A 24,811-nucleotide genomic window follows, 5' to 3' on the forward strand; every position below is an offset into this window, starting at 1 on the left:
ATAAGAGCAAATAAAATTCGGCGTCAACCGGCCAAGATAATTGACGCGGAACCGGCCAAGTTAATTGACGCTAGATATTCGCCACTGGTGTGCCCAAAAAACAGGTTAACGAGCTTGCCACACTCTCGTTTATTGAACGAAAAGAAAACATCGTTCTGCTCGGGCCATCTGGTGTAGGCAAAACACATATTGCCAGTGCGCTAGGTTACAAGGCAGTGCAAGCAGGCTTGAAAACCCGCTTTATTAGCGCATCTGATTTAATATTGCAATTAACCACCGCCCAACGACAAGATAAGTATAAACAAGTGATGCAGCGGTCAGTGCTGGCACCCAGGCTACTAATCATTGATGAAATAGGTTATTTACCGTTCAGTGCTCAAGAATCCAAGTTATTGTTTGACGTCATTGCAAAGCGTTATGAAAAAGGAGCGATAATACTCACAAGTAATCTCCCATTTGGACAATGGGGAAGCATTTTTGCGAATGATACAGCGTTAACATCAGCTATGTTAGATAGAATTTTACACCACTCACACATTGTTCAAATTAAGGGGGAAAGTTATAGAATTAAAGAAAAGAAACAAGCAGGGTTAATGGAAAACCTTAATAAATAGTGGATCAATATTCAAATGGTGGAGTGGATCACTTTTCGGTTGTTGTTGACATTAGAGTCGATATATAGGGAACGTTAATTAGTATTTAAGTTATAAAAATTTTTGACAACTTTCATGTGGATCTTAGGAAAATAGAGAAAGAAAAATTTGGGGGTAATCTACAGATCAATGTTAAACATTACTTGGTCAAACATCCTCACTGATTTTAGAGCTTGGAGATAGCTAATCATTCAAAGCTTCAAGATACTGAACTTCGGCTATGTGCCATTAGCAGCCGTTTCGGTATAAATCGTTTTTGCCCCAAAACGAGTTACGTCTCAAAATAAGAATTAAGATAATCAGATATTTATCATAAGAAGTATTCATGGGGATATATGCGGGCTGTGCTTTTCAACAGGCCTTATTAGAATCATTTTAGTCAAGCGACTGGCAAGAGCAGCCTTGTTCGCAACTAAACATCATATATTCAAAATATCTAACTTATCAACACGTGATTTATTCATGCCAAATTTACCTAGATCATTTATGATACTATTTACGTGTGCAAATGAGGAAGGCCCAGTATGTTGTCGGTGCATGGCACTCGATATCAATAGTTTTGACTTAGCCCTAGACAATCCAACAAACACTGTAGAACGCTCCTCGTCCAACTTCTTTTGATTCATACCAAATCTAAAGTATGAATAATCTTCTAGTCCGAGTAATATTACAGCCTCAAATTCTAACCCTTTACTTTTGTGGATTGTCATCATTCGAACGGCTCTGACTCCAGAAATAAGGTCGACAGCACCTGCCCACGAAGAACTTATACTTCTTGCTTCTTTTAGCTCTTCTAGCACACCAAGAACAGTCTCTTCCATTAGTGTACCTTGTTGATATTGTACCCAAGTTTTCTTGAGATTATCATGGAAGAACTGATTAATAATTTTGATAGTTATATTAAACAACTCATCGAATGATTTAGCGTCACCCTCTCCGTAGAAATTAGCTTCTCCTATTATATTGAGCATTCTTGTTAGCTCAAAATCGTTACGGCGAGAGTTACTAGAGCCACAATAAGCATACGAGTCTCTAAGATACTCCCATGCTTTTATATCCCTAGGTCGGGTTAATAAACATAACAATGAGGCTAACACTTTACCTAAAGGTTCGGAAAGATAGTCTTGGATATTGCTTTCGTTAACACTTAAAACACCTTGCTCTAATAAGGCAATATTTAGGTTTTTACTGTAGTTGTTGTTTGCATTAGCTCTAAATAAAATAGCTATCTCTTCAGGTTTTATTTTATCTTCAACGATCCATTTCTTTATTTTCAAAGATAATTGCTTAACCTCATGAGCTTCGTCATCAAATAAAAGTAGAGAGTAATCACTTTTGTTCAATGGAATTCTTTCTGTATTATAAATTACATCATTAGAATCAATAGGCCACCAATAATTACCGATGCAATCAATAAACTGTTTAAGTTCTGGAGATGCCCTAAAATTGGTATAAATTATCTTTAAGTCGGCTTTAAAGTCTAACTTGAATTTAACAAATCCGTCTGGTAAAGCGTTGGCAAATTTCATTATCGCTTGCTTTGTATCTCCGACAACAGTGATAACACTTTGTGATTCACAAAATAGTTCCTTTACGAAATCATATTGATGGCCATTCAAATCTTGAAATTCATCAATAAAAACAAATTTGTATGTCGCTCTGATCGATGACATTAAAATAGAAGAAGATTTTGCAATTTTTAGAGCAATAATAGTAAGCTGATCAAAAGTTAACTTGTCTCTGAAGTTACTTTCTCTGGAATTAAAAACTAACTTGTAATCTTTATTCGGTTGTTCGTGTTTAGGTAAGATATGCATAAACCTATCAACGATACTTTTTGTAAAAGCTTCAATTGTAAAAGAATGAAATCTATCAGATAGAACATTACCACATCTAAGTGATACTCTATCCTTTATGTTTGAAGCAGATTCTCGCTTCCTAGATATAGATAAAATATTATATGGCCACGAACACAACTCTGTTTCAAGTATGAAGCAAGCTTTTTGAGCAAGAATTTCAGTTTTGCCTGCCCCAGGCCCAGCCATAATTGCAATGCTATTGTCACACTTAATTATATCTAAAGATTTTTTATCAAACTCTAGACCATCCTTTGGTTCCCACATTGAAGCATCAATCATTAAATATTACTCCGGGAGTTCAGAAATTTCTTTTTCTATATGCTTAATCATTTCCTTAATCCCTTTAGGGATTCGTTCGATATTTTCAGCTAGATTAAAGTCAATTTGCTCTAAGGCATTTATGTGTGAAACTGGTTTGCCTTTACTACCGAGGAACCTGTAGTTGTACCATAAGAAAGTATCTTTATCTTGCATCTCATCATAATAATTATCAGCAATATCCTTTGAATACTTGGTCTTTAAAACAGCGGCTTTTAAGGATTCCCAATCTTTATCTTGCGGACCATTCTCACCCGCCAGTTTTTCATTATAGTTCTTAGGATAAGATTGTTGCATTGAGTAATCTAAATCCAGTGGTGTAGAAAAGAATACACCGTGCTGATTCAAGAAACTCTCCGCAGTATCCTGGCTGTTCAATAGCGCATCAGACATAGGGTTAGAGTTGGGTGTATCCCAATTAGGTATATTCGTAATGATTTCACCTTTTCCTAGCTTAACCATTTGATCAACGACGTACTTTATACGTCCCCAACCGCCACCATTTCGACCATAATCCATATCTAAAAGTGTAACGTATGGGATACCTAACCCATTCAAAAGCTTCCAAAAATGGTTTACATGCCTCCCACCTAAAGGAGCAACAGATACAAAGCTATCATCAATATCAATACCGAATTTGGATAACAATTTTGGTATGACTACCTGTTCACTTTCACCCTCACCCAAAATAACCAAACGGGCAAAGTAGAGCTCAGGATAAGCCTTAACTGCACCAGCCACAAATTTGTACAACTCATCTTGCTTATCTGGTAAGGGTATTTTTGAGACAACTGTATTTCTAGTTGCTTTATCCAACCTAAAGTAACGAATTTGAGTAGGCTCGATTCTACCTACTAAACTTGGGGAGTGAGTAGTGACTAAAACCTGGGCATTTGTTGATTTGGCCAAAGAACTTATAGATTTAACTATTCTCCCCAAGAAGTGAGGTGCTAGATGGTTTTCAGGCTCTTCTAACGCTAGAAGGGTAAAAATTGGAGTATTTAGCTTTTTAGAATCAAAATGAACTCGGTTAGTTTGTTCTCGAAGTGCTTTTGACTCTAGTTCATGCACTGCTTGAATTATGGATATATGTAATAGCGAGCGTTGGCCATCACTCAACCTATCCATCGTAGCCTTTCGGTTATTTGTTTCAGACTCGAAAGAGAGAGTGATCGTTTTCAAAAGCTCATCAGTCTGCAATGGCAAGAAGTTAACCTTCGCCTTGCTCAGATAGTCTCCTGAGTACATTTCTCGCCAACTGGTTTGTAGCTGCTTTTCAATAAGTTTTATAGCACTGTTCTTAGAAATCTCTTCACTTGCTTGCTTAGTAAACTCCAGCGCCTTTTGAAGCTCACCATCTTTACTTTGGTCCCACTGAATTGCATTTAACAATCGACCCAATAGCATCTTTGTAGATGAACTAATTTCTTTGAAAGGGTTTCTACTTGCTGGAATGTAATGTACCTGAATGTTATTTCTATCAGATCTACGCAGCTCTCGACATTTATCGCTATCGTAAGTATCACTATCACTCAATACATAGTAGACGGTTTCATCTACGACACCTTCTGGAGAAATATCGTCAACTGTTAATTTTGCTTCAAGCCTCAGCCTTAGCATCATCTCATTGTTTGAAGACTTGAAACATAGCTGGTTAAATGTTCCTGCAACAGAGAACATGTCACCTTCAGATTCGACTTCAGGAAAAGTAAACCAGGCCTCTATTGACAGTTCATCAGCTCTTTGCTCAATAACCGATGGACTATGAAAGTCATCAACCCTTATTTTTCTAGAAGATTCACTGATACCAAACATTCGACTTAATGCTTGGAGTGTTGAAGTCTTCCCACTGCCGTTTAATCCAATAAAAGCGGTTAATTGATTTGCAAAGTCAATTTCTGTCTGACTTTGGTCAAAACATTGGAAGTTTGAGATGCGAACTTTTGATAGCTTCATTATGTACAACCTATAATCGATAGAGAATTACGTAGGATAGGCTTTCTTGAGTTCCAACTGACTGAGCTAGAATACAAAATCCAGATGTATAGATACATACTATGCCACTCAATGCAATACATTCATACAACCTTATACAATATTCAATTGTATAAAGTTTTAGTATCTTTTAACAGAAAGAAGAACCATCGGGGGTTACCATTTTCAGGTCATGAGACACTTAAAGAGCAACCAGAAATTGTTTATCCTGTAATAAAGCAGCCTTTACGTCTATGTCCTAAATTGTTTTTGCCCAAAAATAAGTTTGCCCGACAGTCTGCTTCTCGCTCAAAGCCGACCTATAGAGTAATTACTTTAACACGTCTTGGGGCAAAAGCTTGTTAGAACAAAAGGCAGACTGCGACAAATAGCATCGAAAAGTTTCGAACTTTATTGTCATGGTTTTAGTATTTATTGTCGAGTTTCATACTTTAATGTCCTCCGACATTTGAGCTTATTAATGGCTCAATTTACTCTCATAGTAGCATTGTGCCAATTATAATCTTTGGACCTTAATAACAAGACTATAGAATAACTCCAACAGCCAAAATCAATTAAAAATCGGGTTCTTGAATCAACTCTGAGCGCGCTTTTAAAACATTAAGCAATGCATTTAGAGCTCATAATAGACAGTTTTTCTTAAAAAATAGAAATTCTATATCTTCAACGTTCAATTAAACGCCAACTGTTTTTGTTCTTGTTTAATTTCTCGTTAGGTTTTTACTCACGTACATGGGTTCTTAGCAAAGCTTTACTGCCATCTAAGTTTTTAACTAAGAATGGTAATATTGCATCTGTTTCTTTATCCATTAGTTTTTTCGCTTTATCTGCTGGGCAGCCTAGGATTTTGCAACCATCAAGTTCAATAACTAATTGACCAACTTTAATCCCTGCTTTTTCTGCAAGGGATCCAAAATGAACTTTATAAATTTTAAACTTGGTTATTTTAATTTTAGGGCTAAAGAATCCATCAACAGACACACCGACGGCAATCCCAAGTTTTCCTTTTGCGAAAGCAACAAATAGAAAAAATAAACTAATCGCCGTTTTAAGCGGCTTGCAATTGTTTGCTAAAATATGAAACGAAGTAGAATCGGTTAAAAGTCTGACTTGAAAACTCTATAGCTTTTTCCTTTTTCCCGACAAAGGCCTTACTTTAACTTGTAAAGTAGTTTAAAGACCGGCTAATACAAAAATGTTTTTATTAAAAAAGCAAACGCGACACCCATTGTCGGTATTACCCACTAAACCTTACCTTCTAATTTAATTAGTATCGAAAATACAGATTGAAAGTTGGCACTGTAAATTCACAGTGCCAATTTTAATAAGATTAGAAGTCGTTCTTCGATTTTACATCTAGTAGCTGACCATTTTTAGTTATTTTGAAATAAACCTGTTCATCGTCATTTAACGCTTTAATAACATAATAATTATCGCCCTCACTTACGACTGAGAACACTTCTGAAGAAATATTTTTCCAAGAATCATTTAGCTTTCCAACTTCAAAACCATAGTCTTTAAAAGTCAGTTTTTTTATTGATTTAGCTGCGATGCTAATCGCTTGCTGATCACTAACGTGACCATGATCGCTATGTGCTAAAACACCTGTACTCATTAACGTAATACATACTAATACTATTGAGATTAATTTATTCATTATTTTCTCCTGTTAAATTTTAAGTTTATTTTTTTAAACCAATTACTTTATATTGGCCTTTTACTAAAAGCTGTATAGCCACGGGGTTATTTGAGTTGTTTTTCCAGTACCAGCCATGCGAGCCCGCAAATGGGGCGGTAAAGCTGCCCTTCATTTCGCTTAAACTGGCAATTGTATAGCTTTCGAAATAACCGGTTGTGTCTCCTGCTGGCTCTCCGTGTAAATCAAAATGTAAAGAAGCGCCATCGGTCATCCATTCGTAGGTCATTTTTTCATATTGTTGCATCTCAAATTTATATTCAATCCCGCGATTTGCAGGGATAGTAACTTCAATTGTTTGAAACTCATCACTGCCCACTTGCAGTGAGTCTGGTGCTTTAACTGATTTTTGCGCTGATGCTTGGGCTATTTTAGTAACGCCTAGTTGTTTACCGAGTCCGGTTGGATCAATGTTATATTCGGCCGGAAGAATAAATAGCACAAGGACGATTGTCGCGACTAATAAAGCGGTGATACTGGCTTTTATAAGTGTTTTTGAACTAACTGTATGTTGCATATATTTCTCTAAATTAATTAATCATATAACCGGTTAACTGAAAGCCGACTAGCATTAAACCGGCACTCATTAATACACCGTTGGTGAATGTTGAAAAACGTTGAAATGACGGCAGTTTACGCCATGCATTAATGGCAATTAAAATAACTGCGAGCGCTAAAAATTGGCCAAGCTCTACACCAATATTAAAGGCGATTAGGTTTGTCAGTAATCCATCTTCGGGTAATTGAAACTCTTGCAGCTTAGTTGCTAGACCAAAGCCATGAAACAAACCAAAAACAAGCACCGCCATTTTTGTATTTGGCTGCCAATTAAAACAACGCTTAAACCCACCTAAGTTATCAAAGCCTTTATAAATAACTGAAAAACCGATAATAGCGTCAATTAAATAGGCATTAATCTGAATATCGCCAAGCACACCTAATAGTAACGTTGTGCTGTGGCCGATGGTGAACATAGTTACATACAGCAAAACCTCTTTACTGCGATACAAAAAGAAGATCACACCGATTAAAAACAATATATGGTCGTAACCGGTGATCATGTGTTTTGCACCAATATAAATAAATGGTACAAACTGTACGCCTTGGTTTTGTTCTAAAAAAGCGCGAGTGCTGTCATCAACTCCATGTGCCAATGTCTCAAAGCTCAGAAAAGCCAAAACAAGCACCGTAATCATTATGCTAACGTTTATTATTTTAGTTGGCATCATGTTGCTCCAACGTTTCACTTTCAGTCAAAGTATACTCCTTTTCATTGTGTAAAAGTCGATACAGCGCGGGGATCACAAATAATGTTAGTAAGGTCGATGAAATAATGCCACCAATTACCACGGTTGCTAAAGGTCGCTGTACTTCTGAGCCAATCCCTGTATTAAGTGCCATAGGAATAAATCCTAATGAGGCAACCAATGCTGTAGTTATCACTGGGCGAAGACGTGTTAATGCCCCCTCTGTTATCGCTTGATTAAGGTCCATTCCTGAGCTGCGTAATTCACGAATAAACGATACCATTACCAAGCCGTTTAATATGGCAATTCCGGATAAAGCAATAAAACCGACCGCTGCAGATATTGAAAATGGAATATCACGTAACAGTAGTGCTGCAATTCCGCCGGTAAGCGCTAAAGGCACACCGGTAAAAATAATCGCAGCATCTTTAAGTGAGCTTAAAGCTAAAATAAGCAAGCCTATAATCATTAACAATGTAACGGGCACAACCACACTTAAACGCTCAGAGGCCGATTGTAACTTTTGATACGTTCCTCCGTATTCAATCCAATAACCAGCAGGAATAGTGACTTTATCTTCAATAATTGTTTGAATATCTCCAACAAAGCTCCCTAAGTCACGTCCTCGTACATTGGTAGTCACTACAATACGACGTTTAGCATTTTCGCGATTAATTTGACTTGCGCCATTAGTGAGTTTGATTGTTGCTAACTCTTGGAGCGGCACAGCGCGACCATTAGGTAAATTAATAGGTAAGTAACCTAGCTCTTGCACATTATTACGCTGCTGCTCTTCTAAACGTACAACAATATTAGAGCGGATATCCCCTTGATAATACTTACCTGCAATAGTCCCCCCTAATGCGGTGGCTAACTGTGACTGAATGTGTGCTTTGCTGATACCAAACTGGCTTAGTTTTTCAACATTGGGCACAATTTCAAGCATTGGCAATCCCGTTGTTTGCTCAACCATTAAATCAGCTACACCGTCAACATTTCCAATAGCAGATTCAATCTCTTTACCTAACGCAGCAAGCGTTTCAAAGTCATCACCAAATACTTTAATTGCCAGCTCAGCGCGTACACCTGCTAATAATTCATTAAAGCGCATTTGAATTGGTTGTAAAAACTCATAGCGGTTACCTGGAATTGGCTTAACTAAGGCTGCTAACTCTTCAACAATTTGTATTTTTGACTTGTCAGGGTTTGGCCATTGTTCTCTTGGTTTTAAAATAATAAAGTTATCAGCTACGCTAGGTGGAACTGCATCTGTTGCTACATCTGCTGTGCCAATTTTTGCAAATACGCGTTCTACTTCAGGCATCTGCGTAATTTTTTCTTCCAACACTTTTTGTAGCTCAATCGCTTGACTTAATGATGTACCAGGAATACGAAGCGCATGCATGGCAATGTCACCTTCATCAAGATTTGGTGCAAACTCGCTGCCTAAGCGTGTTGCTTGATAGCCAAAAAATGTTACGAGTAAACAAGCTATTAGCACCACAGTCCAGCGGCCTTTTAATGCTAATACGAGTACTGGTTTATAAATATAGCTTAACCCAAGCATAATATGATTAGGTTTTTCTTTAACCGGTTTCTTAAATAATAAAGCCACCATTGCGGGCACAAATGTGATTGAAAGCGCCATTGAGCAAAGCAGAGCGATCACAACGGTTATTGCCATCGGATGAAACATTTTACCTTCGACACCTTCCAGCGCAAAGATAGGTAAATAAACTACGGTGATAATAAATACACCAAATAAAGCGGGTCGTATGACCTCGCGCGTTGCTGTAAAAACGACCTCCAAACGCGCTTTTAACGAAAGAGGTGCATCGCCTTTCATCCCTAAACGCCGTAAGCAATTTTCGACTATAATTATCGTACCATCAACCAGCAGACCAAAATCTAAAGCTCCTAAACTCATCAAATTTGCACTGACACGCGTGTGTACCATACCAGTTATTGTCATTAACATTGCAAACGGGATAACTAAGGCCGTTAAAAATGCGGCTCTAAAATTACCCAGTAATACAAATAATACAACAATCACTAAAATGGCTCCTTCGAGCAGATTAGTCTGAACGGTTGAAAGTGTTTTATCTACAAGTTTGGTGCGGTCATACACCGCTTTTGCGACAATGCCTTCGGGTAAACTGCCATTGATTTCTTTTAACTTTTCACCAACGCCTTGTGCAACTGTGCGACTGTTCTCACCTATTAACATGAACACAGTGCTCATCACCACTTCGCGGCCATTTTGTGTAGCAGCACCAGTACGCAACCCTTTACCATCACTTATAGTAGCAACATCTTTAATAAACACTGCACTGCCGTCTATAGTTTTGATGGGTAAATTAGTGATTTCAGTTAAACCAGCAACCTGACCTGGGACACGAATTAACCATTGCGCACCGCTTTTTTCAATAAATCCGGTGCCTTGGTTTTGGTTGTTTTGACCAATAGCATCAACAACATCTGCTGAGGTAAGATTATAAGCCAGTAGTTTTTCAGGTTTAAACGCAACGAGAATTTCACGCTCGTAACCACCAATAGGGTTTACTTCAACAACACCAGGCACCCGCATTAATTGAGGGCGAATTGTCCAGTCATGTACTGTTCGTAAATCAATGGGGGTTACATCACTACCGTCGGGATTTTTAGCGCCAGGCACAGCATCAACCGTAAACATAAAAATCTCACCTAATCCAGTAGCAATGGGGCCAAGCTCAGGTAAAAGGTTTATCGGTAACTCCGAACGTGCACTAGACAGCCGCTCATTAACCAACTGACGAGCAAAGTAAACATCGGTATTATCAGCAAAAATAGCAATAACCTGCGATAAACCATAACGAGACACTGAGCGTGTGTTTACAAGTCCTGGTAGCCCCGCAAGTGCGTTTTCAAGTGGAAAAGTAACTCGTTGTTCAACCTCTAACGGCGTATAGCCTGGCGCTTCGGTGTTGATCATAACCTGAACATTGGTTATATCAGGTACTGCATCAATAGGCAGTTTAGTAAAATTCCATAAGCCTAATCCTGCAATGGCAAATACCATCACAAGGACAAAAATATTGCGCTTTATAGCAAAGCGTAAAATCGATTCTAACATTACGCTCTCCTAGTGATCATGTGACGCGCCAGATTTTTCAATATCGGCTTTAATGACATAGCTATTCTCAGTAACATACTCAGTACCTACGGGCAGTCCACCCAGTACTTCTATCCATTTCGCATCTGAGCGACCCAGCTCAAGCATCCTGACTTCATATTCATCGCCTACTTTTGCATACACGACCGTAAAATCACGAAAGCTCTGTAAGCCTATTTTCTTTATCGCTAAAGGAACTTCAAAAGAAGCCGTTTCAATATCGGCTTTAACAAAACTCCCTTCCAGCAAAGGCTCAGTCTGTTGTGCCAACGTCACCCACACCATTCTTGCCTGATCGTTTCTAACTTTTGGCTCTATAAATGATATCTTACCAGTAATATTTACAAGACTACCTTCTGGTTTAATGCTCACTGGAGTGCCTTGAGATACTTTGCTGTAATCGCTCGGGTAGACTGCTAATTTAACGACAGATTGACTCGCGTCTGTGATAACAAGCAGTTCACGGTTATTCGTTTGCTCACCTGAATTAGCCATTTGTTTTGCGACAAAACCAGCAATAGGCGATTTAATCTCATAGGGGTTTAAACTTTCATTACTTTCAATCGTCATTAAAGTTTGGCCTTTATTTACTTTATCGCCTAGCTTCACATTTAAGTGTGTAATAACACCTTCAAAACGAGCAAAAACAGTGCGATACGCACTCGGCGGCAACCAAACCTGCCCATAAGCCGGGATCGTTTGATGGAGCACTTGCGGCTTTGCAATTGCGGTTTTAATTGCCATTGCATCTGCTACTGCGGGTTCGATTTTTGTTCGCCCCTCTAGATTGTCGTATTGCCAACGATATGTTTTGCCTTGGTAGCTCGCATTTACTGTGACAATAAAAGAGTGCGGTTCGTAAATTTCCATATCCCCACGTAAAAAGTCACTTTGGCTAGTAAAGTTAATATTATCAATCACATCACCTAATCGGGTTAACGTAACCGTTAATTCAACATCGTCGGGGTTAATTGGGTTTTTATTATCAGTTAACCACACTCTAAACTCGGGGGGAACGCCCGTTTCGAATATAGCTAACTCCAGTGCGAAGTTCCCTTCACGAAGCATGCGACCATTATGCGGTCCTTTTTCAGGCTCTGCTTGTTCAATAGCAGGCTTTGATACTGCACTGGCGGGTAAGTGCACCCCAGCGCTAAGGCCGAGCAATACGGCAACGGTTATAGATGGAATAAAATTTGTCGTTTTCATAAATAATCTCATTGTTCTATTGATGCGCCAGTAAGACGCTGAATTTCAATATGCTGTAAATGTAAGCTTTCATAAGCGCTAAGTAGTTCTGATTGCGCGCTTAATTGCGCCTGACGCACGCTGCTCCACTGGTTGTAGTTCAATTTACCAACGTTAAATGCTTGTTTTGCTTGCGTAAGCGCGGTTTCTAGCGTGGGAATGATTTTATTTTTTGAGGTAGCAATCACATGAGCAGAATGCTTAACTTCTTGAAGTAGGACATAAAGCTGGCTATTAGTTTGTTGAGTTAAACTATTCGCTTGCGCTGTTAATACATCTTGTTCGGCACGTAACTTAGCGACCGTTCCAGCATTACTGTCAGATGAACCCCATGGAATAGAAATACCAGCCACGAGTCCATAGTCATCCGTTGATTCATAACGGCGTAACCCTGTTGTAAATTGCCATTGCGGTTTTGCTTCAATTTGAGCTAATTCAATATATGACTGTGCAATACGCTTTTGACTTACTAACTGCATTAAGCGGGGCGCATTTTTAAAACGCTCGAACTGTGATTGAAAATCTACAATTTTAGGTAACTGTAATAAGTTACCTGCAAGTGTAAAGTCAGTGCGAGGCTCTGCCCACAAAGCAGAAAGTTGATATTTTCCGCTGACTATTTCATGCTCAAGATCTTCGACGAGTAATCTTTGTTTAATTAATTCAGCTTCGGCTAAATATTTATTAATTAACAAAGACTTACCTATACGGACCCGTTTATCAATTGCATTAACAACCTCACTCGCTTGCCTTACTGCCATTTTATTGAGCTTTAGTGCCTCTTCTTTCACCAGTAATTGAATAAACTGCTTCGCGGTCATCGCAGCTAAATCAAGTACTAGAATTTGTTTCTCTATACGTAATTGCTCAAGTTCAGACTGACTTGCTTTTACGCGACTATCAATTTGCTCTTGTTGCATCAGCCAAGAGAACGTTAAAGTTGATTGCATGTTTTGCAAACCACTGTGCTCACCTGTACCAAAAGCATCTTCAATCATTAAACCTATTTGTGCTCTTTGGCCTATATTTGCTTGCTTTATCCTACCTTGCTGCGCTTTGTCGCGATAAAAAAAACCTTGTAATTGTGGATTGTTAGCAAGCGTGAATGAGATGGCTTGTTTTAGGTTTAATGTTTGATAAGCCTCAGAACTTGCAAAACACGGCAACGCTGAGAAAGCCATAAATAGGCCTACAAAAAACCGATTGCCAATCGGTTTTTTGTAGGCAAAATGACGACTGAATAATTTCATTTTAATCCTTACTTAGTGGATGAAAAAAGTTTCTATAAGGTGGTGAACACTATCGACAGTCGACAGTGTGAATAAAGTGATAACCACAAAACTAAACAACGTGACAATTAAAAGTAGTTTAGGCGTAGTGGGAATTGGTGTTAACAATGTTTGTATACGCTGAGTTATTTGCTCATTACTAAAATGACTCATATATATATTGTCATTAATGCTATGTTGTTGTCGTTGAAATCGAGCAACATTAATAAGCGCTTGAGCCACATCTAAACCATCAAAATGCTGCGTGGCACCGACATCAGCAATTTGCTCTGTTAAAGCCGTATAAGATTGCTGTAACGCCGCGCGCGTTGGCGCAGGGAAACACCAACAAAATAAACTAAACAGAGTTTTAAAAAGCGGATCTCGGGCTTTTAAATGTGCTAGTTCATGCTGTACGACTATTTGTACTGTTTTTTCATCGAGTACTTGTAAACCACTGGTTATATAAACTTTTGGATTGAAAAAACCTACAGTAAATGCCTCTGGTACAAGGTGTTCAATAACGTACACAGACTGGTTTGGATAATCTCTGTGAGGTTGAGCGTTTGATAAAGCCAATAGGCTGCTCATTGCTGTACGATGCCTATTAAGACTAAAGAATGCATGTAAGCTAGCACTTGTCATCAAACAAACAACCGATATAAGCAATACCGAATGCCAACTATATACAGAGAAAACCTCAAGGTGATGCCAGTGAGCTACTCCTTGCCACCAATTAGACATTGGATTTTGTTGTACCTGAAAAAACACAAGCGTAGACAATAATGAGATCCACCAAGGGCAGCTAATAGTTAACCAAAGCATGAATTTACGATCGGTAAATTGGAAAATGGCAAGTTTTTTACAAAGTGATGTGTGAAAAAAAGAAATCAATACGACTACACAGATAAAAGCGGTTACCGCTGCGCTTGCTAAATTTAAAAAAACGGCCCAATTTCCAACAATCATGTTTACACTTTTCCGCTTCGTAGTTTTCGCTGTCGTTCTATGAGTCTTTCTAGCTCATCTAACTGTGTATCATTAAAATTAGTAGAAGTAGAAGAAAATGCAGCAATTAAACTGTTTTCACCTTCTTCAACAAAGTCAGCCGTAATATCATTTATTAAAGTAGCCATAAGCGAGTTACGATCAACTTTAGTGCGGTAATTATAAGCATGACTCTGCTTAGTTCTGCTAAGAAGTCCTTTTTTATAAAGTCTTTCAAGGGTGCTTTGAATAGTATTAAGGGAGCAACCACGTGCTTCACCTAAACGACTGTGCACATGCTTTGCATCAGCTTCTTTATAAGACCACAAGTATTGAAGTACTAATTTTTCTAATTCACCTAACTGCATAGTTAAATATCTCTTAACAACGTAGGAATATAGTGGCAGAAAAAAAACCGACTGGCAATCGGTTTTTATTCTTTTATTTACACAGGTGAGTAAAATATGGGTTGGATAATTTTTAAATACTTAGTAACTGCAGCAATTATAGTGGCGGCTTCAGAGGTCGCAAAGCGCAGCGATAAACTTGGCGCTTTAATTGTGGCACTTCCATTAGTGACTATTTTAGCAATGATTTGGTTGTACGTTGAAAAACAACCAACGGAGAAAATTGCGAGCCATGCTTGGTACACCTTTTGGTATGTCGTGCCTACCTTACCGATGTTTTTAATATTTCCATCATTGCTGCACCGATTTGGTTTTTGGCCATCTCTTGGTCTTAGCGCCTTAATAACTTGTTTTCTCTTTGGTGTGTTTGCATTCGTCGTTAGTAAATTTGGAATAAATTTAATACCCTAAAAGGTTGTTCCTGAAATTTGTAGTAAGCCCTAAATATTTTGCTTAGAACGGTTATTTTTCCTACCCCGTCTGTTATTAAAGCTTATCGCATTGTTCAAACATGTTGTGGGCCATTTAATCTGTGGTTGGCGATAGCTTCTACAAGCTTATCTGTATCATCAAATGGCATACCAAAGGCGATTAATAGATACGGATTTTCTTTAATAGCAACAATGGAGTTTGCGTTAAGGTGCTTTAGTCGTCGCTGTTGTGTGGATGAAGGGTTATAACATTCTGACATTCAGCTACACACACTTAGATAATAGCTAATAGGGAGCAGAATGAGAAAAGTATATAGTCAAAATTTATATGCTTTTATAATAGAAATGGCAATCGATCTAATAAATAAAAGTGTATGTAATAATAGTATGTAGTATTTATGATGTTAATAATGGTTAGGTGTTTGTTTTTGTTCGCATTTATAATGGTCTACATAAAGATATTACATTTTCAAGCTTCTTATAACTATAATCGATTCGCTGCGTGAACCTATGGAAACTGGTACTGTCACTATTTCGCGTGCGGCAAGGCAAATGGAGTTTCCGGCGCAGTTTCAGCTTATTACGGCGCTAAACCCCAGCCCTACAGGTTGCCATAATGATAAGCGGGCAACGCCTGATCAAGTAATGCGTTATTTGTCGCGTGTTTCGGGGCCGTTTATTGACCGTATTGACTTACAAATTGAATTACCAAGGCTAACGAGTGTTGAGTTACAAAGTAGTAAACCCGAAGAAACCAGTGCAGTAGTAAGAGCGCGAGTAGAGGCTGCTTATTATTTGCAGCTAAAACGCCAAGGTAAAGTGAATGCGCGGTTAAACAATAAAGAAATGAGTATACATTGTGATCTCGCTTCCACTGAGTTGCAGTTTTTAGCCAGAGCGAGTGAAAAACTGGCATTATCGCCACGCTCATACCATAGAATAATTAAAGTAGCGCGTACTATTAGTGATTTAAAAGGGGCGGAGCGTATTAGCTTAAATGAGCTAAAAGAAGCACTTAACTACCGCGCCTTTGAGCGCTTACTAGCGCAATTAACTAAGTACTAAATAGAGAGCATATAACCTTTGCCGCGTACGGTAACAATGCGCTTTTGATCTTTTTCATCATTTAATTTTTTACGCAAACGGCCAATTAACACATCAACAGTACGATCGTTTGGGCTCCAATCAGGCTGGCCTATTTCTTCAGATATTTTTTCGCGAGAAGTTGCTTTACCTGCGTTACCAATTAAACAAATAAGTACTTTATGTTCCGCTTCGGTTAAGCGCGATTCAGCACCTGTAGCTGTAATTAGTGTGCGGTTGTCGGGGTGTAATTTAAAGTCGGCATATTCTATAAACTCTTCGCCGTTATCATCATTTTTATCATTGTCTGAATTTAAGTGTGCAATGCGTTTATATAAAGCACGCATGCGCAGCTCTAGTTCAAGTAAGTCTACGGGTTTGCATATGTAGTCGTCTGCGCCTTGGGCAAGGCCAGCAATGCGATCGGCCTGTGAATCACGGCTCGATAATAAAATTACGCCAATATCGGTAAGAGTATTTAGCTCTTTTGCAAGTTGTAAGCCGTCGCGCTTTGGTAAAACAATATCAATAATGGCTAATGAAAAAGCACCGCGCAAATTAACTCGCGACCTTATAGTGCTCAGTGCATCGGCGCCAGTAGGGTCAACTTCTATTGTAAACTCGGTATTTGTAAAATGATTTTGGATGCGTTTAACGAGTAATTCGTCGTCCTCAACCAATAAAACATGAATAGTCATAATACTTTATTGTTAATGCTTATAGTTTTCTATGGTAGCACCATTAAGTAAAGGCTGAGAAGGGCGTTTATTGTTTTTAAGTAAGCTAATGTTTCAAAAGTAGTTAATAAGTTTACAGTTTAGAAAATTTAGCACCTTTAGGGTTTTATTAAAGGTGCTATTTAGCCTGCTGTACTCAGAATAAATATCTTAATCTAAGTTCACTTAATTATTAAAAACAATTTAGCGACTAGTCGTTAGGGTAAAGATAATCCCACCATTGTGGCTCATTTTTAAGTTTTTTATCAAAATAAGCTAGCATGGTATTCCACCAATCAAAACGTTTGTCGCGGGCAATAATTTGATGGTTCGCACCTTTGTATTCTATTAACTCTACATCTTTATTAAGTAATTTAAGTGCAGTGTACATAGTTAAGCTTTCGCCAACGGGTACGTTAGTATCACTGTCACCATGAATGAGTAGCATAGGCGTGGTTACTTTATCGGCATTAAATACCGGGCTATGTTTACTATAAAGCTCGGGGTTATTCCACGGAAAGCTGTTTTTAGACGCTTCGCCAGAATATAAGTAGCCCCACCATCCTTCACCCCAGTAAGATGTGAGGTTAGAAATACCAGCATGAGAAATCGATGCGCTAAATAAGTCTGTTTTAGTTGCTAAATGCATAGTCATAAAACCACCGTAAGAGGCACCTAGGTTGCCTACCTTTTCGCTATCTACATAGTTGTATTTATTTAAAAATGCCTGCGTGCCTGCAATTATATCGTCGCTGGTGTAGTTGCCCCACGCATTAACGTGCTGCGCCGAAAACTTTTGCCCAAAGCCGGTAGCGCCTGTTGGCTGTATTACATAAACCACATACCCGTTTGCCGCCCATAAATTAAACGGATAACGTCCAGTAAAGCCTCGTGTCACTGGCGATGTGCCGCCATAGTAATAAACCAGCGCTGGGTGTTTTTTAGTTTTATCAAGGTTATTTGGAATGTAGACACGCCCTGAAATTTCCACGCCATTTTTATTAGTGAAATTAAATTCTTCGAGAGTTGGAATTTGTGTATTTGCATAGCTAAGTGGCTTTGAATCCCAGACTATTTTAGCGGTGTTTTTACTTATATTAAATCGCTTTAATTGTTGTGGACTAGAAGCCGTGGTGCCACTGAGTAATATTTCAATGTTGCGCTCGTTTGAGTAGCTAAACTGCTCAACAATATCTAAACCGATATTTAATTTTTTAAAGCGCTGCTTACTTAAATCAAATAGGTAGAGCGGTTGGGTGTCGTGCTCAGTAACCTTTAGTAATGCGTCGCCATTGTTTAATACATTCAGGCTTCCAATTGCCGGATCAAACTGTTTACTGAGTGCTTTAACGTTTTTTCCGCCGTCTGTAAGCAGGTAAAGTTGACCGTCGTAGTTATTCGCTAGCATTTCTTTTGGCAATGCTCTACCTGCCCCATTTTTAAAGTCGGGACCTGCAACAACAAACACATCTTTATTGGCGTATTTGGCCTGATTAAAAGTTTTAAATTTACCCAAAGAAGTAAGCTTATTTGATTTTAAATCAAGCTCTACTAGTTCTGTTTCTGGATGAGTTGACGCTTGCATAGCGACTACAGGGCGGCTCATTAATAGTTTACCGCGCTTATTGTTAAAGTCTTCAAAGCTATGCGAAAGCGGCCCTTGGCTGAGTGTTTTTATTAAACCACTTTGTGTATCAAGCATATAAACTTGGCTTACTGAGCGTGCGTATGACCAGCGATCTTGTAACCCTTTATAATGCTTTGTAAGCTTGTCATTACCCTTGTCTGATGCAGGGTTAGACCAACTAAATATTACACTGTGCTCGTTATAAAAGGTAAAACCGCTAGCGCCTTCTAAGCGAGTAGAGAGGGTTTTTATTGATAAGTTTTTACGGTTGAGTTGTTTTAATTCACCGTTTAGTAAATACACTAAAAAGCGATTGTCTGGGCTCCAAATAAGGTTGCTTGGTTGTTCTGCCTCAAAGCGATACAGCGTTTGATTGTCGGTGTTTTTAAGCTCAGTAATATTGTTTGCTTGATTTAGAGTTTTATCATTAAAGCGGCGCGTTGTCGTAATATAGTGCTCTGAGTTTGGTGCTAATGATAAGCCGCTAATAGTGGGGGCATCAAATAACTGCTTTGCCGATAAACGCTTAGTTTGTGAAGTGCTAAGGGTAATGTTATCGCTCGGTGTTTTTGGTGCAAAGTCGAGTGTTACATCGTGCCAATTTGCAACTTGTTGCGCAACAATAATAGCAGTATGACTACCATTATTTAAGGCGAGTTTGTAGCTGCTGTTGTCTGCCTTTTGCAATTCGCCATTTATAAACAATTGTCCTTGTTCAATGCCTTTTAAGGTTAACGTACCTTGGCTAAAACGCGTGGTTTCTATATTAAACTTAAGTGCCTGTAAGCCGCCTAAAGTGAGTGCATTTATTTTATTAAATGGCTGCCAGCTGTGTTTTTTGTCAAACACCGAAAAGTTAGCTATGGGGAGTTGTAGCTGGGGTAATAAGTTACTAATTATGGTATCGCTTTGGGCCGTTTGAAAAGGCTTTAATTGCATGTTTTCAGCCAGTGGCCCAATAAATTGAATTTTAGATTTATCAAGCGGCGCTGCAAGCGTAGCAAAACTTAAGCTGCTAAGGGTAAAAAGGGCAAAGGAGTGTTTAAATAGTTTATTGCTATGACGCCAAAGTGCGTTAAGTTCCATTATTATACCTATTATTATTGAGTCTTTGGCCAAATATAGCATGTATTGTTATCATGCCCATATATTCAACTAAGCGGAGAGCAAATGACATTACTGATAGTTTATATGGTCGTTGCCATTGTTATTTCATTTTTATGCTCAGTAATGGAAGCCGTGCTGTTAAGCATTTCACCTAGTTATGTTGCATTACTGCGTAAAAAGCAGCCTGTATTAGCTAAGCAGCTCGAAAAACTAAAAAATAATATTGATCAGCCATTAGCGGCTATTTTAACGCTTAATACGGTGGCGCATACCGCCGGAGCCGCTGGAGTTGGCGCGCAAGCAGCCATTGTATTTTCGGATGCAGCAGTAGGGGTTGCCTCTGCAGTGATGACTTTATTTGTGCTGGTGTTTTCTGAAATCATACCTAAAACGTTAGGGGCAAACTATTGGCGAGTACTTACCCCAAGTGTGACTTACGGTTTACGCTTTTTAGTTATATTGCTTAAGCCTTTTGTATGGCTTGCACAAAAGCTGACAAATTTAATGGGGCCAAAGCACGACCAAGCCTATTATATTCGTCAAGAAATAGAAGCCATGGCCGATATAGGCACTGAGTCGGGGGCGTTGCACCAAGATGAGTCTGAAATAATTAGTAACTTATTACATTTTAGACATGCCAAATTATGCGATTTGATGACCCCACGTACAGTTATTTTTAAAGTTCATAAAGACTTAACCGTAAACGAATACTTGAACCTGCATGGTTCGTCGTCGTTTTCTCGCATATTGGTGTTTGATAAAGACACTGACGATATTATCGGCTTTGTGCATAAAAACGATATTATGTTGGCATGTCATCGCTTAGGTAGCGATTACAAAATTAGTAAACTAGTAAAGCCTATCTATACGGTTCCTAGTTCGCAAAATGCGTCGTCGTTGTTACAAACCTTATTAACAGACCGCACGCATATTTGTTTAGTGGTTGATGAGTATGGCGACGTACAGGGTATTGTCACTCTTGAGGACATGATTGAAGCACTAATGGGTTTAGAAATTGTGGATGAGCGTGATCAGTCCACTAATATGCGTGCGGTTGCGAAGCAGCGTTGGCATAAACGTTTGGCAAATAGTAAAAACTTAGTCACTGAAGAGGATAAACACCCTAGAGGAGACAACTAAAGAGGTCTCCTTATTAGCTTGGGGGTTTATAGTTAATGGTATTTCCTGTCACTTTAATCCAATATTGTGCCCAGTCTATAAATTCACTCTTAGATTTAGGACGACTAAATAAAAATCCCTGTATTGCTAAGCGAGTTTTGTAATGCCTTAAATAGGCAAGCTCTTCAGGTCGTTCAACCCCTTCTGCTACTAGTTCTAAATGCTCTTGATTGGTAATGTCGATGAGGGAGCTTACAACAACTTGAGAAAATTGATCTGTTTCTATATTACTAATAAGTGTGCGGTCTATTTTTATTTCGGTAAAGGGCAGGTTTTTAAGCTGGCTCATGTTAGTAAAGCCAACGCCAAAATCGTCAAGCGATAAACCAAAACCATGCATTCTTAGGCGGTTTAATGTTTCTAATTGGCTTAGGCTTGAAAGTGCATGTTGTTCGGTTATCTCAATAATAATATCACTAGGTTTAAGCTGGTTAAGTTTTAATATAAGCAATAGCTTATTTGGGCAGCTAAGATCGTTTAACTGCATGGGGGATAAGTTAAATGCCAGTTTTAAATTTTGTCCTAGCTGCTCTTTTATATTTTCGAAATCACTGGTGGCTTTTTCAAAGAGCGCAAATGTAATTTCGTTAATTAGATCATGTTGCTCAGCAAGGCTAATAAAACGAGCTGGTAAAATTATACCACCGTCGGTATTTGACACAATACGCGCTAATACTTCAGCACTTTTTATTTTACTGGTATTAATACATATTTTAGGTTGATAAAACGGCGTTATTTCGTCATTTTTTAATGCGTTAATAAGCTCTGTTTTTGAAATAGCAGGTTCTTTTATTAAAGTGTGGCTATTTAAATAGGCAACTTTATTTAACAAGGAGCCTACTTGAGTTAATTGTACGGGCTTAGAAATATTACCGATAAGGTGAGCATTATGCTGCTTGGCTAAGTTGGCAGCTAAACTAATTACCTTATGCTCCATTTCAGAAATAATAATAATGGCGCCTTGGTAATTTAGCTCTCCTAAATGGCGTATTAGCTCCATGCCGTCCATTTCAGGCATGTTTAAATCGGTAAAAATGGCATCAAAATAGTTTATGTCACGTTTAACTTTTTCTAGCGCTTTTGTAGCACTTAGGCAAGTGGTTATGGTATCCGACATATCTAACTCAGCGAGGATTGCTTCCATTACAATTAAAATAGCTTTTGAGTCATCAACGACCAGAATATTAGGCACTACTTTTTTCACTGTTATCCCTTTCAATGCATAGTGTGTATTACTATAAAAGTAGTAGATTCTCATGTGTTTGTCATTCTTTTAATGTGTTTATTAGCCGGCTAATAAAAAGTTGTTATTAATCATGCTCGCTCGTGTTTTTTAGCTGAGTCGGTATACTAGCGCTATTGTTTTAAACGGTTTTAATTATGATAAGAATAGAACTTAAGTTAGCCGATCAGCCCTTTACATTAATGGTTTCTGGGCAAAAAATTGTACAAATATTTCATAGTCAACAAGCAATTAATTTTGATAACCCCCGCGACAACTATTATCAATTTACTTTTGATAACAAACTAATAGGTATTGATAGCTCATTGGTAAATGAGCAGAGTATTTCGTTGTTTGTAAACGATGAGTTTGCTACGCAACTTGCTTTACCTGCAGCTACTGGCGATGAAACTAAAAAAGGCTGGCTAGGATTGGCCGCACTTGGTTTTAAGTTATTTAAAAGTGCCAAAGTAATTAAGGTGGTGTTAGCGGGAGCGTCAGTTGCCGGCTATGCCTGGTTATTCAGTATTGAGTTTGCACTTATGCTTATTGCTTGCTTAGTGGTGCATGAATACGGCCATGTGCGTGCCATGCAATATTTTGGCATTAAAACCAAAGGCATTTATTTAATTCCGTTTGTAGGCGGGCTTGCAGTAAGTGATGATAAAATTACCACTCGCTGGCAAGATGTAGTGATTTCTTTAATGGGCCCCGCGTTTGGGCTTATAACGTCAGTATTAAGTTTAGTGTTGTACTACGCTACCGAAATGGAAATATTTGCCGGTGTTGCTGTGCTTAGCGCTTTACTTAACTTATTTAATTTACTGCCTATTTTACCGCTTGATGGTGGCCATGTATTAAAAAGTATTAGCTTTTCTATGCGCTCATGGGTCGGTTTAAGTGTGTGTTTATTGGGAGTGCTGTTTGGTTTATGGCTAAGTAACACCTTTGGTTTAATGTTGTTGGTGTTCTTTTTGCTTATTGGTGCGCTGGAAATTGTATTTGAATGGCGCGGCCGGCATTACTCACATTTACTGCCATTAGATAAATACGGCCAAGGCTTCTCAGCGGTCATGTATGCGCTGGTGGTTGCAGGACATGTAGCAGTGATGATGCATTTTGCTGACTCAGAAAACCCCATTTTAAGCTTGCCAATGAAAATATTATCGAGCTAATCGTATTTAAAAGCAGGGCTGTAATTGCAGTCCTGCTTAATACATTATTTTTATACAGTTAATAAAAGCTCAACATTAAGGATATAAATACCCCAGTTACAAATAGCTGCACTACACAAAATCCCATAATGTCTTTGGCTTTTAGGCCTGCTATAGCAAGTACAGGTAATGCCCAAAAAGGTTGAATTAAGTTAGTCCAGGCATCTCCCCAGGCTACTGCCATTGCAACCCTTGATATGTCGGCGCCAAGCGCTTGCGCTGCGGGTATTACAATTGGCGCTTGTACCGCCCATTGTCCGCCGCCCGAAGGCACAAACATATTAACCAACCCGGCACTTATAAAACTAAAAAATGGCAAACTGTCTGCATCCGCTATGGCAATAAAACCGCTTGATATTTGCTGTGCTAGGCCACTATCAACCATTACCGCCATAATGCCGGCATAAAACGGAAATTGAATAACAATACCTGCGCCACTAGGAATTGCCTGCTGTAAGCTATTGAGTAAGTTATGCGGTGTTTGATGTAAGGTTATAGCTAAAAACAAAAACAACGCAATTACGCTATTTAAGTTTAAGCCGCCACCGGCAACTAAAAAGTAATAACCTAAATAAATTAACCCCAATACGCCAATTGTAATACCAAGTAATTTACTTTGCTCTAAGTGTTGGGCTGGCCTGGTAATATTAATTATTGCAGGGGAGGTACTTTTTAATAGTGCGGGGTCTATGTAAACACTTTCCTCGGCGCTTGGTAGCATGTAACGGTTAACTAGCGGCATAATAATAAATAACCCTACTAGTATGGCAATATTAAAGCCAGCAAATAGCGTTTGCTCAGTGCTAATAATCCCCATGCTTGATTGCAAAAAGTGCCCTTCGGTGGCTATCGTCAGTGGAATTGAGCCTGCTAACCCGCCATGCCACACTACAAAACCTGAGTAGGCGCTGGCAACTAATAAGCGGTAATCAACTCGGGTGTGTTTAGCAATGGCTTTGGCAAATAACGCGCCAATAACTAAGCCAAACCCCCAGTTAAGCCAACTAGCGAGTAGTGAAATAAGCGTTACTAATATAATTGCTTTTGGTGCAGTGTTAGCAAAGGTGGCGAGCTTTTCTAGTAACTTACTAATAGGTGGAGTGCTTGCCAACATATAGCCGGTAATTAACACCAGCAGCATTTGCATTGCAAAGCTAAGTAAGTTCCAAAAACCATCGCCCCACGCTTGCAGTACTTCAATACCGGTTGCTGGAGTAAACACGCTAGCGATAACTAAGGTAATAACACTTAGCAGTATTACAAATATAAAGGGATCAGGCAGGTAGCGCTCAACGAGCTTGGTAAAGGGAGTGGCTATTTTATTAAGCATAACTAGGGCTGTTGTTAGTATTATTTGCAGGGTAATTAATCACGAAAAACATTAATTGGCAAACCGCATTTAG

General features: G+C 38.7%; 19 protein-coding genes and 2 pseudogenes. 5 read left to right on the plus strand and 16 right to left on the minus strand.

Annotated features, from left to right (window positions below; translation table 11 throughout):
• Positions 1 to 77 precede the first annotated feature (77 nt).
• Positions 78 to 614: pseudogene (istB, locus tag AAEY55_RS06065) on the plus strand (IS21-like element helper ATPase IstB); the annotation flags it as partial.
• Between the two features lie 458 nt (positions 615 to 1,072).
• On the opposite strand, the gene AAEY55_RS06070 reads toward istB, so the two are convergent.
• From AAEY55_RS06070 to AAEY55_RS06120, 11 genes are all read right to left on the minus strand, one after another.
• Positions 1,073 to 2,791, minus strand: a complete 1,719-nt coding sequence (locus tag AAEY55_RS06070) for an ATP-dependent helicase (RefSeq protein ID WP_350544897.1) — start codon at positions 2,789 to 2,791, stop codon at positions 1,073 to 1,075.
• 6 nt (positions 2,792 to 2,797) lie between these two features.
• Positions 2,798 to 4,786 carry an AAA family ATPase gene (locus AAEY55_RS06075; RefSeq protein WP_350544900.1) on the minus strand — a complete coding sequence of 663 codons (1,989 nt, stop codon included), beginning with the start codon at positions 4,784 to 4,786 and terminating at the stop codon, positions 2,798 to 2,800.
• Positions 4,787 to 5,545: 759 nt separating this feature from the next.
• A complete protein-coding gene (locus tag AAEY55_RS06080) occupies positions 5,546 to 5,806 on the minus strand; it encodes a hypothetical protein (protein ID WP_350544902.1) in 261 nt (86 codons plus the stop codon).
• A 349-nt stretch (positions 5,807 to 6,155) separates the two neighbouring features.
• Positions 6,156 to 6,482 (minus strand): DUF6488 family protein, encoded by a 327-nt coding sequence (locus tag AAEY55_RS06085; protein ID WP_350544905.1) that lies wholly within the window; start codon positions 6,480 to 6,482, stop codon positions 6,156 to 6,158.
• A gap of 25 nt (positions 6,483 to 6,507) precedes the next feature.
• Entirely contained in the window at positions 6,508 to 7,038 is a 531-nt protein-coding gene (locus AAEY55_RS06090) for a hypothetical protein (protein ID WP_350544907.1), read from the minus strand.
• Positions 7,039 to 7,051: 13 nt separating this feature from the next.
• Positions 7,052 to 7,747 carry a HupE/UreJ family protein gene (locus AAEY55_RS06095; RefSeq protein ID WP_350545004.1) on the minus strand — a complete coding sequence of 232 codons (696 nt, stop codon included), beginning with the start codon at positions 7,745 to 7,747 and terminating at the stop codon, positions 7,052 to 7,054.
• Complete coding sequence (locus AAEY55_RS06100) at positions 7,737 to 10,880, minus strand: CusA/CzcA family heavy metal efflux RND transporter (protein ID WP_350544910.1); 3,144 nt, start codon at positions 10,878 to 10,880, stop codon at positions 7,737 to 7,739. Before AAEY55_RS06100 ends, AAEY55_RS06095 begins: the two co-directional genes overlap by 11 nt.
• Before the next feature lie 9 nt (positions 10,881 to 10,889).
• The gene (locus AAEY55_RS06105; protein ID WP_350544913.1) at positions 10,890 to 12,128 is read right to left on the minus strand and encodes an efflux RND transporter periplasmic adaptor subunit; all 1,239 of its coding nucleotides are present in this window, start codon (positions 12,126 to 12,128) and stop codon (positions 10,890 to 10,892) included.
• An 8-nt stretch (positions 12,129 to 12,136) separates the two neighbouring features.
• Positions 12,137 to 13,417, minus strand: a complete 1,281-nt coding sequence (locus AAEY55_RS06110) for a TolC family protein (protein ID WP_350544916.1) — start codon at positions 13,415 to 13,417, stop codon at positions 12,137 to 12,139.
• Between the two features lie 12 nt (positions 13,418 to 13,429).
• Positions 13,430 to 14,404, minus strand: coding sequence for a M56 family metallopeptidase (locus AAEY55_RS06115; protein WP_350544919.1), 975 nt, complete (start codon positions 14,402 to 14,404; stop codon positions 13,430 to 13,432).
• Between the two features lie 2 nt (positions 14,405 to 14,406).
• A complete protein-coding gene (locus tag AAEY55_RS06120) occupies positions 14,407 to 14,790 on the minus strand; it encodes a BlaI/MecI/CopY family transcriptional regulator (RefSeq protein WP_350544922.1) in 384 nt (127 codons plus the stop codon).
• Between the two features lie 96 nt (positions 14,791 to 14,886).
• Between AAEY55_RS06120 and AAEY55_RS06125 the strand changes: the two genes are divergently transcribed.
• Complete coding sequence (locus tag AAEY55_RS06125) at positions 14,887 to 15,240, plus strand: DUF3147 family protein (RefSeq protein ID WP_350544925.1); 354 nt, start codon at positions 14,887 to 14,889, stop codon at positions 15,238 to 15,240.
• 94 nt (positions 15,241 to 15,334) lie between these two features.
• Here AAEY55_RS06125 and AAEY55_RS06130 read toward each other — a convergent pair whose 3' ends face one another.
• Entirely contained in the window at positions 15,335 to 15,520 is a 186-nt protein-coding gene (locus AAEY55_RS06130; protein ID WP_350544928.1) for a hypothetical protein, read from the minus strand.
• A gap of 226 nt (positions 15,521 to 15,746) precedes the next feature.
• On the opposite strand from AAEY55_RS06130, the pseudogene AAEY55_RS06135 reads away from it, so the two are divergent.
• Positions 15,747 to 16,325: pseudogene (locus AAEY55_RS06135) on the plus strand (ATP-binding protein); the annotation flags it as partial.
• Here the strand turns inward: AAEY55_RS06135 and AAEY55_RS06140 are convergent.
• Together AAEY55_RS06140 and AAEY55_RS06145 are read right to left on the minus strand one after the other, a co-directional pair.
• Positions 16,322 to 17,041 (minus strand): response regulator transcription factor, encoded by a 720-nt coding sequence (locus AAEY55_RS06140; RefSeq protein WP_011326853.1) that lies wholly within the window; start codon positions 17,039 to 17,041, stop codon positions 16,322 to 16,324. The pseudogene AAEY55_RS06135 and the gene AAEY55_RS06140 sit on opposite strands and share 4 nt — an antisense overlap.
• 229 nt (positions 17,042 to 17,270) lie before the next feature.
• Entirely contained in the window at positions 17,271 to 19,772 is a 2,502-nt protein-coding gene (locus AAEY55_RS06145; RefSeq protein ID WP_350550513.1) for a prolyl oligopeptidase family serine peptidase, read from the minus strand.
• 84 nt (positions 19,773 to 19,856) lie between these two features.
• Here AAEY55_RS06145 and AAEY55_RS06150 point away from each other — a divergent pair, with 84 nt between their 5' ends.
• Positions 19,857 to 20,933 (plus strand): hemolysin family protein, encoded by a 1,077-nt coding sequence (locus AAEY55_RS06150; protein ID WP_350550516.1) that lies wholly within the window; start codon positions 19,857 to 19,859, stop codon positions 20,931 to 20,933.
• 13 nt (positions 20,934 to 20,946) lie between these two features.
• Here the strand turns inward: AAEY55_RS06150 and AAEY55_RS06155 are convergent, their stop codons facing one another.
• Positions 20,947 to 22,176: an EAL domain-containing response regulator gene (locus AAEY55_RS06155; protein WP_350550519.1), complete on the minus strand. Its 1,230-nt coding sequence runs from the start codon at positions 22,174 to 22,176 to the stop codon at positions 20,947 to 20,949.
• Positions 22,177 to 22,352: 176 nt separating this feature from the next.
• Between AAEY55_RS06155 and AAEY55_RS06160 the strand changes: the two genes are divergently transcribed.
• Positions 22,353 to 23,369 (plus strand): site-2 protease family protein, encoded by a 1,017-nt coding sequence (locus AAEY55_RS06160; protein WP_350550522.1) that lies wholly within the window; start codon positions 22,353 to 22,355, stop codon positions 23,367 to 23,369.
• A 58-nt stretch (positions 23,370 to 23,427) separates the two neighbouring features.
• Here AAEY55_RS06160 and AAEY55_RS06165 read toward each other — a convergent pair whose 3' ends face one another.
• Positions 23,428 to 24,738, minus strand: coding sequence for a TIGR00366 family protein (locus tag AAEY55_RS06165; RefSeq protein WP_350550525.1), 1,311 nt, complete (start codon positions 24,736 to 24,738; stop codon positions 23,428 to 23,430).
• Positions 24,739 to 24,811: the final 73 nt, after the last annotated feature.

The organism is Pseudoalteromonas sp. 120-MNA-CIBAN-0494 (genome assembly GCF_040308885.1).
Taxonomy (GTDB): Bacteria; Pseudomonadota; Gammaproteobacteria; order Enterobacterales; family Alteromonadaceae; genus Pseudoalteromonas; species Pseudoalteromonas nigrifaciens.

Excerpts from the sequence above, each read along its gene's own strand:
- AAEY55_RS06070 (WP_350544897.1), bottom strand. The coding sequence starts at position 2,791 with ATGATTGATGCTTCAATGTGGGAACCAAAGGATGGTCTAGAGTTTGAT.
- AAEY55_RS06120 (WP_350544922.1), bottom strand. The coding sequence starts at position 14,790 with ATGCAGTTAGGTGAATTAGAAAAATTAGTACTTCAATACTTGTGGTCT.
- AAEY55_RS06130 (WP_350544928.1), bottom strand. The coding sequence starts at position 15,520 with ATGTCAGAATGTTATAACCCTTCATCCACACAACAGCGACGACTAAAG.
- AAEY55_RS06085 (WP_350544905.1), bottom strand. The coding sequence starts at position 6,482 with ATGAATAAATTAATCTCAATAGTATTAGTATGTATTACGTTAATGAGT.
- AAEY55_RS06165 (WP_350550525.1), bottom strand. The coding sequence starts at position 24,738 with ATGCTTAATAAAATAGCCACTCCCTTTACCAAGCTCGTTGAGCGCTAC.
- AAEY55_RS06115 (WP_350544919.1), bottom strand. The coding sequence starts at position 14,404 with ATGATTGTTGGAAATTGGGCCGTTTTTTTAAATTTAGCAAGCGCAGCG.
- AAEY55_RS06090 (WP_350544907.1), bottom strand. The coding sequence starts at position 7,038 with ATGCAACATACAGTTAGTTCAAAAACACTTATAAAAGCCAGTATCACC.
- AAEY55_RS06105 (WP_350544913.1), bottom strand. The coding sequence starts at position 12,128 with ATGAAAACGACAAATTTTATTCCATCTATAACCGTTGCCGTATTGCTC.
- AAEY55_RS06145 (WP_350550513.1), bottom strand. The coding sequence starts at position 19,772 with ATGGAACTTAACGCACTTTGGCGTCATAGCAATAAACTATTTAAACAC.
- AAEY55_RS06075 (WP_350544900.1), bottom strand. The coding sequence starts at position 4,786 with ATGAAGCTATCAAAAGTTCGCATCTCAAACTTCCAATGTTTTGACCAA.
- AAEY55_RS06095 (WP_350545004.1), bottom strand. The coding sequence starts at position 7,747 with ATGCCAACTAAAATAATAAACGTTAGCATAATGATTACGGTGCTTGTT.
- AAEY55_RS06140 (WP_011326853.1), bottom strand. The coding sequence starts at position 17,041 with ATGACTATTCATGTTTTATTGGTTGAGGACGACGAATTACTCGTTAAA.
- AAEY55_RS06150 (WP_350550516.1), top strand. The coding sequence starts at position 19,857 with ATGACATTACTGATAGTTTATATGGTCGTTGCCATTGTTATTTCATTT.
- AAEY55_RS06125 (WP_350544925.1), top strand. The coding sequence starts at position 14,887 with ATGGGTTGGATAATTTTTAAATACTTAGTAACTGCAGCAATTATAGTG.
- AAEY55_RS06160 (WP_350550522.1), top strand. The coding sequence starts at position 22,353 with ATGATAAGAATAGAACTTAAGTTAGCCGATCAGCCCTTTACATTAATG.
- AAEY55_RS06100 (WP_350544910.1), bottom strand. The coding sequence starts at position 10,880 with ATGTTAGAATCGATTTTACGCTTTGCTATAAAGCGCAATATTTTTGTC.
- AAEY55_RS06110 (WP_350544916.1), bottom strand. The coding sequence starts at position 13,417 with ATGAAATTATTCAGTCGTCATTTTGCCTACAAAAAACCGATTGGCAAT.